Source organism: Streptomyces chilikensis (assembly GCF_001642695.1).
GTDB classification, from domain to species: domain Bacteria; phylum Actinomycetota; class Actinomycetes; order Streptomycetales; family Streptomycetaceae; genus Streptomyces; species Streptomyces chilikensis.
In genome coordinates this window covers 583124-596854 of record NZ_LWCC02000005.1, presented here as the reverse complement: position 1 = coordinate 596854, position 13731 = coordinate 583124, and the positions used below count along the sequence as shown (strand labels likewise).

The following is a 13731-nucleotide window of genomic DNA, read 5'->3' as shown; positions in this document are numbered from 1 at the left end:
TCGACGACGGCTCACCGACGTTCAGCGTCCGGGGCAGCACCCCGTGACGCATCGCCATGACCATCTTGATCACGCCCGCGACACCCGCTGCCGCCTGCGTGTGCCCGATGTTGGACTTCAGCGATCCCAGCCACAGCGGTCGCCCGTCCTCGGGCCGCTCCTGCCCGTACGTGGCCAGCAGTGCCTGCGCCTCGATCGGGTCGCCCAGCGTCGTGCCCGTGCCGTGCGCCTCCACCACGTCCACGTCCGCACCGGTCAGACCGGCCCCCGCCAGCGCCGCGCGGATGACGCGCTGCTGCGACGGTCCGTTCGGTGCGGTGAGCCCGTTGCTGGCACCGTCCTGGTTGACGGCCGAACCCCGTACCACCGCCAGCACCCGGTGCCCGTTGCGGCGCGCGTCCGACAGACGCTCCACCAGCAGCACGCCCACACCTTCGCCCCAGCCGGTGCCGTCCGCGTCGTCCGAGAAGGCCTTCACCCGGCCGTCCGCGGCCAGCCCGCCCTGACGGGAGAACTCCGCGAACACCGTGCCGGTGGCCATCACGGCGACGCCGCCGACGAGGGCGGCCGAGCATTCGTCGTTGCGCAGTGCCTGGACGGCCATGTGGAGGGCGACCAGCGAGGACGAGCACGCCGTGTCCACCGTCACCGCCGGCCCCTCCAGGCCCAGCACGTACGACACCCGTCCCGAGAGCACGGCGGTGGCCGTGCCGGTCATGAGGTAGCCCTCGGTGCCTTCCGGCGCCTGGACGACGTCGCTGCCGTAGCCCTGCGAGGAGGCGCCGACGTAGACGCCGGTGCGGCTGCCCTTCATCGACAGAGGGTCGATGCCGGCCCGCTCGAAGACCTCCCAGGACGCCTCCAGCAGCAGCCGCTGCTGCGGGTCCATGGCCAGGGCCTCACGCGGGTTGATGCCGAAGAACGCGGCGTCGAAGTCGCCGGCTCCGGAGAGCCAGCCGGCCGCGACGGACAGGCCGTCCTCGGGGGCGTCGCCCGGCCATCCCCGGTCGGCGGGGATGTCGCCGACGGTGTCCACGCCCTCGGCGACGACCCGCCACAGTTCGTCCGGCGAGCTCACGCCCCCGGGGAACCGGCAGCTCATGCCGACGATGACCACCGGGTCGTCGTCGGACGGGGCGGAACCGGTGACCGGGCCGGTGACCGCGGACCGTGCCGCGCTGCCGTCGGCCGGCTGTCCGAGGACGAGCGTCAGGAGGTGGTCGGCGAGGTCCGCGACGGTGGGGTAGTCGAAGACCAGGGTGGTGGGGAGGCGCAGACCGCTGAGCGTGCTGAGCCGGTTGCGGACGTCCACGGCCGTGAGGGAGTCGAAGCCGAGTTCCCGGAAGGGGCGTGCGGCATCGAGTTCGGCGGCGTTCGCGTAACCGAGGACGGCGGCGGCCTCCCCGCGGACCAGGTCGAGGACGCGGTTGCGCTGCTCGGCCGGGGCGAGCCCGGCGAGGCTCTGCTGCAGCGCGGAGGTGACGGCGGACTCGCCGCCCGCCTCGGCCTCGGCGGCGTCCAGGACCTCCCGCACCTCGGGCAGGTCCTCGAGCAGCGGACTGCGGCGCGCGACGGTGAACGAGGGGACGAAGCGGTCCCAGCGGACGTCGGCGACGGTGAGCGCCGTCTCGTTCCCCGCGACGGCCTGCCGCAGCGCGTTGATGTTGAGGTCGGGGTCCATGACGGGCAGACCGCGGCGGCTGAGCAGTTGCTCCGCCTCTCCCTTGGCCATGCCGGCACCGCCCCAGGCACCCCAGGACAGGGCGGTCGCGGTGCGGCCACGGGCCCGGCGGGAGGCGGCGAACGCGTCCAGGTAGGTGTTGGCCGCGGCGTAGGCGCCCTGGCCGCCACTGCCCCAGATGCCGGAGATGGAGGAGAACACGACGAAGGCGTCGAGCGGGTCGTCGCCGAGGACGTCGTCCAGGTTGCGGGCGCCGGCGACCTTGGCCGTGATCACGTCGGCGAAGGTGGTGTGGTCGGTGTCCTCGATGGAGCTGAGCTGGCTGACGCCGGCCGTGTGGATCACGGCGGTGACGGTGTCCCCCTGCTCCCTCAGTCCGTCGACGAGGGTCCGCACGGCGGCGCGGTCGGCGACGTCGCAGGCGGCGACCGTGACGCGCACCCCCAGGGCGGTCAGCTCCGCCCGGAGTTCGGCCGCGCCCGGCGCGGCGGGTCCGCGTCGGCTGGTCAGGACCAGGTGCTCGGCCCCCAGCTCGGCGAACCGGCGGGCCAGGAAGGTACCGAGGGCGCCGGTGCCGCCCGTGATGAGGACGGTGCCCCGCGGGGTCCAGCTCTCGGTCGTCCCTCCCATCGGGGCGCGCAGCAGGCGCCTGGCGTACACACCGGTGGACCGGACGGCCACCTGGTCCTCGCCGTCGTCACCGCCGGCCGCCCCGAGGACGGCGCACACCCTGGTCAGGGCACGGTCGTCCAGGACCGCGGGGAGGTCGATCTGCCCGCCCCAACGTCCCGGGTGCTCGAGTCCGACGACCCGTCCGAAACCGGAGACCATGGACTGGTCGGGTGCGGTGAGCGTGTCCGACCTGCCGACGGAGACGGCCCCGCGGGTGAGCGTCCACAGCGGGGCGGAGCCCGGGGCGGTCACGAGCGCCTTCACCAGGTCGACGGTGGAGACGAGCCCGGCGGGCAGCGCCGGGAAGTCGGGGTGCGGGGTCTCGTCGAGACCGAGGAGGGACAGGACGCCCTGGACGTCCTCGGTGTCGTCGAGTCCGGTGAACGCGCCGAGGGTGAGCGGTTCCGCCTCGGCGCCGTGCCGGATGAGACCGGTGACGAGGGCGTCGGCCAGGGCGGACGTCCCGGCGGCCGGATCGTCCGGTACGACGACCAGCCAGCGCCCGGTCGGGGCGGCGGACGCCTCACCGGACGTGGCCACGGGCTTCCAGGTGACGTGGTAGCGCCAGGCGTCGATCGTCGAGCGTTCCTTGCGGTCGCGCCGCCACGAGCTGATGACGGGCAGGGCCGCGTGCAGCGGCCCGGTGTCGGCCCCGCCGAGGGCCGCGGCCAGGGCTTCCGCGTTGCCCTGCTCGACGGCCTCCCAGAAGCGCGCCTCGTCGGGGTCCACGGTCCGCGCGGCCCCCGGTACGGCGGCACCGGGCTGGGTGTCCGGCCAGTAGCGCTGCCGCTGGAACGCGTAGGTGGGCAGTGGGGTGGGGCGGGCACCGGTGCCGGCGAAGACGGTGGTCCAGTCGACCGTGACGCCGTGGCAGTGGGCCTCGGCGAGGGAGGTCAGGAAGCGCTCCGGGCCGCCCTCGTCACGGCGGAGGGTACCGAGGACGGGGGCGTTCTCGACGGTTCCCTGGAGGCCCATCGACAGGACGGGATGCGGGCTGACCTCGATGAACACCTCGTGCCCGTCGGCGAGGGCGGCGCGGGTGGCGTCCTCGAACTCGACGGTGTTGCGGAGGTTGTCGTACCAGTAGCCGCCGTCCATCGGCGTCTCGTCGCCGTCGAGGAGACGGCCCGTCAGGGACGAGTACAGGGGCGTGCCGCCCTGCTGCGGGGTGATGCCGGTCAGCAGACGGGCCAGCTCCTCCCGGATGGCCTCGACGTGGGCGGAGTGGGACGCGTAGTCCACGTCCACCCTGCGGGCCCGGACCCCGGCCGACTCGCAGGCCGTGATCAGCTCGTCGAGGGCGTCGACGTCACCCGACACCACCGTGGACGAGGGACCGTTCACCGCGGCGACGGATATCCGCCCGTCCCACGCCGCGATCGTCTCGCGCACCGCGTCCGCCGCCTGAGCGACGGACACCATGCCGCCGAGACCGGCGAGCGCGGTGATGGCGCGTGACCGCAGGGCGACGACCTTGGCCGCGTCCTCCAACGACAGGATCCCCGCCACCGCGGCGGCGGCGATCTCGCCCTGCGAGTGACCGATCACCGCGGCCGGCTGGACCCCGGACCGGCTCCCGCCAGCGCCGCGCGGATGACGCGCTGCTGCGACGGCCCGTTCGGCGCGGTCAGCCCGTTGCTCGCACCGTCCTGGTTGACCGCCGAGCCCCGCACCACCGCCAGCACCTGATGCCCGTTGCGGCGCGCGTCGGACAGACGCTCCACCAGCAGCACGCCCACGCCCTCGGACCAGCCCGTGCCGTCCGCCTCGTCGGAGAACGACTTGCAGCGGCCGTCCGCGGCCAGGCCGCGCTGGCGGCTGAACTCGACGAAACCGGTCGGCGTCGCCATCAGGGCGACACCGCCCGCCAGGGCCATCGTGCACTCGCCGGAGCGCAGTGCCTGCACGGCCAGGTGGAGGGCGACCAGCGACGACGAGCATGCCGTGTCCACCGTGATGGCCGGGCCCTCCAGGCCCAGGACGTAGGCGACGCGGCCGGAGAGCACGCTGGTGGCCATGCCGGTCAGCAGGTGGCCCTCGGTGCCGGTGCTGTCGGCGGCGCGGGAGAGGTCGGCGCCGTAGCCGGAGGCGGACGCGCCGGCGAAGACGCCGACGCGGTGGCCGCGGACGGACGCGGCGTCGATGCCGGCCCGCTCGAAGACCTCCCAGGACGCCTCCAGCATGAGCCGCTGCTGCGGGTCCATGGCCAGCGCCTCGCGCGGCGAGATGCCGAAGAAGCCGGCGTCGAAGCCGGTTGCGTCGTGCAGGAACCCGCCGTCACGGACGTACGAGGTGCCGGGCGTCTGCGGGTCGGGGTCGTAGAGGGCCTCGAGGTCCCATCCGCGGTCGGTGGGGAACGGCGTGATGCCGTCGCCGCCGGACTCCACGAGCCGCCACAGGTCGTCCGGACCGGCGACGCCGCCGGGGTAACGGCAGGCCATGCCGACGATGGCGATCGGCTCGTCGTCGGCGGCGCCCGTGACGCCCGCCGCGGAACGGGACGCGGTGGCGGCCTCGGCCGGAAGGAGCTCGGACTCGACGAACCGGGCCAGCGCGACCGGGCTGGGGTGGTCGAAGACGAGGGTGCTGGGCAGCGCGATGCCCAGTTCACGGGCGAGCCGGTTGCGCAGGTCGACGGCGGTGAGCGAGTCGAAGCCCAGGTCGCGGAAGGCGCGGTCGGGCCGGATCTCCGTGGTGTCGCCGTGGCCGAGGACCGCGGCGGCGGCCTCGCTGACGCGCCGCACCAGGTGGGCGGAGCGGTCGGCGGGGGACAGCGCGGCGAGCTGGTCGCGCAGCCGGGTCCGGGCGTCGTCGGCCCCGGGCGAGGCGTCCTGCCCGGTGGTTCCGGAGGCGAGGGCGACGGCCTCCGGGAGGTCGCTCAGCAGCGGGCGCGGGCGCACCGCGGTGAAGGCCGGCAGGAAGCGGTCCCAGTGGACGTCGGCGACGGCGACGTGCGTGTCCCCGTGGTCCAGGACGTGCCGCAGCGCGGCGACGGCGTGCTCGGGGTCCATGGTGCGGATGCCGCGGCGGGCCAGCCGCTCGCCTTCCCGTCCGTCGGCGAGTCCGCCGCCGCCCCAGGCGCCCCAGGAGACGGACGTCGCGGCGGCGCCGCGGGACCGCCGGCGCACGGCGAGGGCGTCGAGGTAGGCGTTGCCGGTGGCGTAGGCGGCCTGGCCGCGGCTGCCCCACACGCTGGAGATGGACGAGAACAGCACGAACGCGTCGAGTTCCGCGTCGAGGTCGCCCAGCAGGTCGTCGAGGAGGGCGGCGCCGGTGGCCTTGGCCCGGATCTCGGCGGCGAAGGACGCCAGGCCGACGTCGGCCAGCGCGGTGTCGGTGGCGATGCCCGCGGTGTGGAACACCGAACGCAGCGGGGGGCCGCCGTCGGTGCGCAGGGAGTCGAGGAGGGCGGCCAGGGCCGTCCGGTCGGAGACGTCGCAGGCGACCACGACGGCGGTGGCGCCCAGCGCCTGGAGCTCGGCGGTGAGTTCGGCGGCGCCCGGGGCGTCCGGGCCGCGTCGGCCGGTCAGCACGATGCGTTCTGCGCCGTTGCGGGCCAGCCAGCGTGCCGTGTGCGCGCCGAGCGCACCGGTGCCGCCGGTGATCAGGGCGGTGCCGCGCGCGGTGAACGCGCCGGAGCCGGAAGGGCCGCCGGTGCGCGGGTCGTGGAGGAGCCGGCGGACGAAGACGCCGGAGGAGCGCAGGGCGATCTGGTCCTCGGTCCCGTCGGCGAGCGCGGCGGCGAGCCGGTCGGCGGCGCGCCCGTCGAGTTCGGCCGGGAGGTCCACCAGGCCGCCCCAGCACTCGCCCTGCTCCAGGCCGATGACGCGGCCCAGGCCCCACAGCGGCGCCTGGGCGGGGGAGGGGGAGGAGTCGGAGCGGCCCACGGAGACGGCGTTGCGGGTGGCGATCCACAGCGGGGCGGCGGACCCGGTGTCCTGGAGGGCCTGCGCCAGGACGACCGTGGCGGTGACGCCGGCCGGAAGGTTCCCGGTGGCGAACGGGTCCTGCGCGTCGTCCTCGGCCAGCGCGAGCAGGGACAGCACCCCGGCGGGCGCCTCCGTCCCGGTGTGTCCGGTGAGCAGCGCCGCCAGCCCGGAGCGGTCGAGGGCGGCGTCCACGGCGACCGTGGTCACGGTGGCGCCGCGGGAGCCGAGCGCGTCGACGACCCGGGACACGAGCTGCCCGTGGGCGGTGCGGGCGGGGGTGAGGACGAGCCAGGAGCCGGTGAGGGGCCGTGCCGCCGGACCGGTGGCCGGGGCGACCGGCTTCCAGTCGACCCGGTAGCGCAGCGAGTCGACGACGTCGAGGTCGCGGTTGCGGCGCCGCCACGCGGCGAGCGCCGGCAGCGCGGCGGCCAGCGGATCGACGTCGACCGGCCCCAGCGCGTCGGCGAGGGCGGTGAGGTCCTCGCGCTCCACCGCCTCCCAGAAGCGCGCCTCGTTGCGGAAGGTGGCGAGCACCTCGGCCGCGTCCTGCGCGGCGGCCGGCGTCGGCCAGTAGCGCTGCCGCTGGAAGGCGTAGGTGGGCAGGGCCACCCGGCGGGCGCCCGTACCGGCGTAGAAGGCGGACCAGTCGACCGGCACGCCGTGCACGTGCAGGGCGGCGACGGCCGCGGTCAGCGCCGCCGTCCCGGGCCGGTCCTTGCGCAGGGCGGCCACGAAGGACACCGCGCCCGCGTCACCGGCGCCGTCACCGTCACCGGCGGCGCAGCCCTGCGCCATGGACGTCAGCACGCCGCCGGGGCCGAGCTCGAGGAAGGAGGTGACGCCCTGGTCGAGCAGGGTGCGGACGCCCTGCTCGAAGCGGACCGCCTCACGGACGTGCCGGACCCAGTAGCCGGGGTCGCGGATCTCCCGTGCGCGCAGCGGCCGGCCGGTGACGTTCGAGACCACCGACAACCGCGGGGAACGGAAGGTCAGGCTCTCGGCGACCGAGCGGAACGCGTCGAGCATCGGCTCCATCAGCGGGGAGTGGAAGGCGTGGGACACCCTCAGCCGCCGGATCCTGCGGCCCTGCTCCTCGAAGGCCGCGGCGGCCTCCAGCACCGCCGCCTCCGCACCGGACACCACCACCGAGCGCGGACCGTTGACGGCGGCGACCGACACCTCCGGCCGGCCGGCCAGGACCGCGGCGACCTCCTCCTCGGTGGCCTCCACGGACACCATGGCGCCGCCCTCCGGGAGGGCCTGCATGAGCCGGCCGCGGGCGGCGACCAGGGCGGCCGCGTCCGCGAGGTCCAGGACCCCTGCCACGTGCGCCGCGGTGATCTCGCCGACGGAGTGGCCCATCAGGTGGTCGGGGGTGACGCCCCAGGACGCGACGAGGCGGTACAGCGCCGTCTCCACGGCGAACAGGGCGGCCTGCGTGTAGACGGTCCGGTCCAGCAGCGCGGCGTCCGCGCTGCCCTCCTGCGCGAACACGACGTCCCGCACGGACCGGTCGACGTGTCCGGCGAGGTTCCGGTCGAGCTCGGCGCACACCGCGTCGAACGCCTCGGCGTACACCGGGAACGCCTCGTACAGCTCACGGCCCATCCCGGCCCGCTGCGAGCCCTGGCCGGAGAACATCACGCCGAGCCGGCCGGGCACGGCCAGCCCCCGCACCGTTCCCGCGGCCTCCTCGCCCCGGGCCAGCGCGCGCAGCCCGTCCAGCAGCGTGGCGCGGTCCTCGCCGAGCACCACGGCCCGGTGGTCCAGCGCGGCACGCCCGGTGGCGAGGGAGAAACCGACGTCGAGGGCGCCGGCGACGGCCGGGGCGGCGCTCCCGGGCGTGGCCGGGTCCTCGGTGAGCCGGTCCAGGAGACGCTGCGCCTGCGCGGCGAGGCCCTGCGCGGAGGCGCCGGACACCAGCCACGGGTGGACCGCAAGGGCGGCGCGGGCGGCGTCGGAAGCCGCCGCCTCCTCCGGCGCGGCGCCGGAGTCCTGCCCGGCGGCGGTCCCGGGAGCCTGCTCCACGATGACGTGCGCGTTGGTGCCGCTCACGCCGAACGACGACACGGCGGCACGGCGCGGGGCCCCGGTCTCCGGCCAGCCGCGCGCCTCCGCCAGCAGTTCCACGGCCCCCGCCGACCAGTCCACGTGCGGGGTCGGGGCGTCCACGTGCAGCGTCTTCGGCAGTACGCCGTGACGCACCGCCATGACCATCTTGATGACGCCGGCCACACCGGACGCCGCCTGGGCGTGACCGATGTTCGACTTCAGGGAGCCCAGCCACAGCGGCCGGCCGTCGGCGCGGCCCTGGCCGTACGTCTCCACGACGGCCTGCGCCTCGATCGGGTCGCCCAGCACCGTGCCGGTGCCGTGGGCCTCGACCGCGTCGACGTCGGCCGTGGTCAGGCCCGCGTTGGCGAGCGCGGCGTGGATGACCCGCTGCTGGGCGGTGCCGTTGGGGGCGGTCAGGCCGTTGCTGGCGCCGTCCTGGTTGACGGCGGTGCCCCGGACGACCGCCAGGACCTCGTGGCCGTTGCGCACCGCGTCCGACAGCCGCTCGACCAGCAGCACGCCGACGCCCTCGGCCCAGCCCGTGCCGTCCGCCGCCGCCGCGAACGACTTGCAGCGGCCGTCGACGGCGAGGCCGCCCTGCTTGCTGAACTCGGCGTACGCCTCCGGCACCGCCATCACCGCGACACCGCCGGCCAGCGCCAGGTCGCACTCGCCCGACCGCAGGGCCTGCACGGCCATGTGGAGGGCGACCAGCGACGACGAGCAGGCGGTGTCGACGGTGACCGCGGGGCCCTCCAGCCCCAGCGTGTAGGCGACGCGGCCGGACACGACGCTGCCCGCCGTGCCCGTGAGGAAGTAGCCCTCGACGTCCTCGGAGGCGTTCTGCAGCTTCGACTCGTAACCGGAGACCGCCGCGCCGGCGAAGACGCCGGTACGGGTGCCGCGCAGCGCGGTGGGCGCGATCCCGGCCCGCTCCACCGCCTCCCACGCGGCCTCCAGCAGCAGCCGCTGCTGCGGGTCCATCGCCAGCGCCTCGCGCGGCGAGATCCCGAAGAACCCGGCGTCGAACTCGGCGGCGTCGTGCACGAATCCGCCCTCGTACGCCCCCGAGCCGGCCGGGCTCGAGGCGTACAGGCCGTCGACGTCCCACCCGCGGTCCGTGGGGAAGGGGCCCACCGCGTCGCGGCCCTCGTCCACGAGCCGCCACAGGTCCTCGGGATCCGCGATCCCGCCGGGGTAACGGCAGCTCATGCCGACGATCGCGACGGGCTCGCGCGCCGCCTCGGTGATCCGGGCATTCTCCCGGCGCAGCCGCTCGGTCTCCTTGACCGACGCCCGCAGAGCCTCAAGAACCTTGTCCGCCGAAGCAGCCATCATTCACTCCACATTTCGCACGTCATCACGAGCCGTTGTCACCCAGCGCGAGCTGGATCAGGCTTTCGGCGTCCAGGTCGTCGATCGAGTCGTCCGCCACCGGGGTCGCCGTCCCGGCAGAGACCGGGACGGGGGCGGGGGCGGGGGTGGTCGCGGGCGGCGCGGCCGGAGCACCGCCCGCATCACCGTCCGCCACCGGAGGAAGGCCGAGCCTGCCGAGCAGGAAGCGCGCCAGCACGGCGGGTGTCGGGTGGTCGAAGACCAGCGCGGCGGGCAGCTTCAGACCGGTGGCCCGGGCGATCCGGTTCCGCAGGTCCACCGCGGTGAGCGAGTCGAAGCCGAGCTTGCGGAACGCCCGGTCGGGCCGCACCTCGCCCGGGCCGTCCAGCCCCAGCACCGCCGCCGCGTGGTCGCGGACGATTTCGAGGAGGGTGAACTCGCGCTCCGGAAGCGACAGCTCGACCAGCTCCGCGCGGAGGAGGCCGGCCGCGTCGAGTGCCGGGCCCTCGGCGTCCCCCGTGTCCTGCGCGTCCTCGGCGGACCGCAGGCCGCGCACCTCCGGCAGGTCGCCGATCAGCGGGCTCGGACGCATCGCGGTGAACACGGGCGCGAACCGCGACCAGTCGACGTCGGCGACGACGACCGCGGTCTCCCCGTGCTCGACCGCCTGCGCCATGGCCGCCAGGGCAGGCTCCGCGGCCATCGCCGACAGGCCCAGTCCGCTCAGCGCCCCGCCGACGCCCTCGTCACCCGCCAGCCCGCCGCCTTCCCACCAGCCCCAGGCCACGGACGTCGCCGTCCGGCCCCGGGACCTCCTGCGGTGGGCGAGCGCGTCCAGCGAGGCGTTCGCGGCGGCGTACGCGGAGTGCCGGGCGTTGCCCCACACCCCGGAGATCGAGGAGAACAGCACGAAGGCGTCCACGGAGTCCCCGAGCACCTCGTCCAGGTGGAGCGCGCCGTTCACCTTGCCCGCCAGCACCGCCGCGTAGGCGTCGGCGTCCGTGTCCTGGAAGGCGGCCGTGTCGTCGACACCCGCCGTGTGGAAGACACTGCGCACCGGCCGGCCCTCGGCCTCCAGCCGCTCGACCAGGGCCCTCACCTGCTCGCCGTCCGCCACGTCACAGGCGACCACCGTCGCCGTCGCACCGGCCCGGGCCAGGTCGGCCACCAGCTCCGCCGCTCCCGGCGCGTCCGGGCCCCGACGGCTCGTCAGCACGATGTGCCGGGCGCCCCGTCCGGCCAGCCAGCGGGCGAGCCGCCCGCCGACGGAGCCGGTGCCCCCGGTGACCAGAGCGGTGTCCCGCGGCTCGAACCGGCGGCCCGCGCCTGCGAGCACGGCACGCTCGACCCGGCGGGCGAAGACCTCGGAGCCGCGCAGCGCCACCTGGTCCTCGTTCCCGAGGTCCCCGGCGAGCACGGCGCACATCCGCTCCATCACCGACGCGTCGCCCCCTTCGCCCCCCGTGGTGTCGGGCAGGTCGATCAGACCGCCCCAGCTCCCCGGCGCCTCCAGGGCGATGGCCTGCCCCATCCCCCACAACTGCGCCTGCACCGGGCTGCCGGCCGGCTCCGCCTGCCCGCCCCGCCCAATCTGGACGGCGCCACTAGTGACACACCACAGCGGCGCTCGCGTCCCGCTGTCGTCGAGGGCCTGGAGGAGGGCGAGCGTGCCCGCGGTCACGGCGGGAAGCCCGACCCCCAGCGCGTTCTCCGCGTCCCGGGCGGCCGCCCCGCCCGCCCCGTCCGCCACGGCCAGCAGCGACAGCACGCCGCCGAGCGGCGTCCCGTCCGTCTCCTCCAGCGCGGCCCGCAGCGCCTTGGCGATGCCCTCCCGGTCCCTCTGGTGCTCACCGAGCGCCAGCGACACCACGCGCGCACCGCGCCCCTCGAGCGCCCGCGCGGCGGCCGCGGCGGTGGTCCCGTCGCCGCCGCACTCCGGTGCGACCACGAGCCAGACGCCGTCGAGGCGTCCGCCGCGCGCCCCGGCGCGCAGCGGCTTCCAGGAGATCCGGTAGCGCCACGAGTCCACCTGCGCGCGGGTCGTCGCCTCCCGCCGCCACGCGGCGAGGGCGGGCAGCACCGCCCCGAGGGCGTCCGCCCCGACCCCCTCCAGCTGCCGTGCCAGCGCCTCCGTGTCCCCCGCTTCGACGGCCTTCCAGAACTCCGCCTCCACGGGGGAGGGGCCGGACCGCACGGAGGCGGCCTCGGGCTCGTCCTCGAGCCAGTAGTGCTGGTGCTGGAAGGCGTAGGTGGGCAGGGGGGTGCGGCGGGCACCGGTGCCGGCGAAGACGGTGTCCCAGTCGACGGTGAGGCCATGGCAGTGCGCCTTGGCGAGGGAGGTCAGGAAGCGGTCCAGGCCGCCCTCGTCGCGGCGCAGGGTGCCCAGGACGGCGGCGTCGGTGCCGGTGTCCTCGACGGTGCCCTGGAGGCCGAGAGAGAGGACGGGGTGGGGGCTGACCTCGATGAGGACGGTGTGTCCGTCGGTGAGGGCGGCGCGGGTGGCGTTCTCGAACTCGACGGTGTTGCGGAGGTTGTCGTACCAGTAGCCGCCGTCCGACTGCGCCGACCGCAGCAGACCCCACACCGCACCCAGCACCGGATCACCACCGAACGACCCGACCGCCACCGCCCCCCGCGTCACCACCAGCAGACGCGCGTCACTCTCCCGCTCCGCCGCCACCCACTCCCGCAACCACCCCAACACCCGCACCACCGCATCACGGACACCCTCAGGGGAGCCGTCACCGGTCTGCTCCGGTCCGCCGGGAACGTGCAGGACCTGGATCTCCTCGTCCGGAGCCGTCGTGGAAACACCCGTGAGCGGCGCCCAGTCGACGCGGTACAGGGAGTCGGCAACGGCTCCGTGCTCCGCCGCGGCCAGCCGGTCGGCGTCGACCTGGCGGAAGACCAGCGACCCGACCGTGGCCACGGGCGCACCCGTGGCGTCCACCGCCTCCACGCACACGGCACGGCTGTCCAGTGCGGTGAGCCGAACCCGCAGGGTCGACGCGCCCGCCGCGAACAGTTCGACGCCCTCCCAGGTGAAGGGCAGTCGCAGGCCGGCACCGCCCGGGAGGAGCTCGCCCGCGCCCACGGCGTGCAGGGCGGAGTCCAGCAGGGCCGGGTGCAGACCGAACCGGCCCGCCTGCTCCGCGGCCTCACCCTCGAGACCCACCTCGGCGAACACCTCGCCGTCGGTCCGCCAGACCGCGCGCAGCCCGCGGAACACCGGGCCGTACCCGTAACCGGTGGCCTCGGCGCCCGCGTAGAAACCGGTCACGTCGACCGCCTCGGCGCCCTTGGGGGGCCAGACGGCGGCCCAGCCCGCGGTCCGGGACCGGTCCTCCGTCGCGTCGGTCACCACGCCGGACGCGTGCCGTGTCCACGTTTCGGCGTCCTCGGCACGTCCGTACACGGCGACGGGTCGTGCACCGGGGCCCGCGTCGTCCTCGCCTTCCGCGCCCACCACGACGCGGAGGGCGACGGCGCCGTTCTCCGGCAGCAGCAGAGGCTGCTCGAGCACGAGTTCCGACAGCGTTCCCGTGCCGGCCTCGTCACCCGCACGCACCGCCAGTTCGACCAGGGCGGTGCCCGGTACCAGCACCCGCCCTTCCACGGCGTGATCGGCCAGCCAGGGGTGGGTGCGGACGGACAGACGCCCGGTCAGCACCACCCCGCCCGGCTCGGGCAGCTCGAGCACCGCGCCGAGCAACGGGTGCTCGGCGCTCTCCAGGCCCACGGAGGCCACGTCGCCGGTGAACGCGGCGGGACGCGGCCAGAAGCGCTGCCGCTGGAAGGGGTAGGTCGGCAGGTCGGTGACGCCGGCACCGGTGCCGGTGAAGACGACGTCCCAGTCCACGTCGAGGCCGAGGGCCCACACCTCGCCGAGGGAGGTGAGGAAACGGTCCAGGCCGCCCTCGTCGCGGCGGAGGGTGCCGAGGACGGCGGCGTCGGTACCGGCGGCCTCGAGGGTGCCCTGGAGCCCCAGGCCGAGGACCGGGTGGGGGCTGACCTCGACGAAGACGGTGTGGCCGTCGGCGAGGGCGGCGCGGGTGGCGT

1 protein-coding gene and 3 pseudogenes are annotated in these 13731 nt (G+C 75.6%); all 4 read right to left on the bottom strand.

Annotated elements, in window-relative coordinates; translation table 11 throughout:
- Positions 1-2311 (bottom strand): annotated as a pseudogene (locus A2U95_RS33955) (beta-ketoacyl reductase); the annotation flags it as partial.
- A 684-nt stretch (positions 2312-2995) separates the two neighbouring features.
- Positions 2996-3862, bottom strand: a pseudogene (locus A2U95_RS33950) (acyltransferase domain-containing protein); the annotation flags it as partial.
- Between the two features lie 35 nt (positions 3863-3897).
- A complete protein-coding gene (locus A2U95_RS02795) occupies positions 3898-9639 on the bottom strand; it encodes a type I polyketide synthase (protein WP_420857010.1) in 5742 nt (1913 codons plus the stop codon).
- 244 nt (positions 9640-9883) lie between these two features.
- Positions 9884-13731 (bottom strand): annotated as a pseudogene (locus A2U95_RS02790) (SDR family NAD(P)-dependent oxidoreductase); the annotation flags it as partial.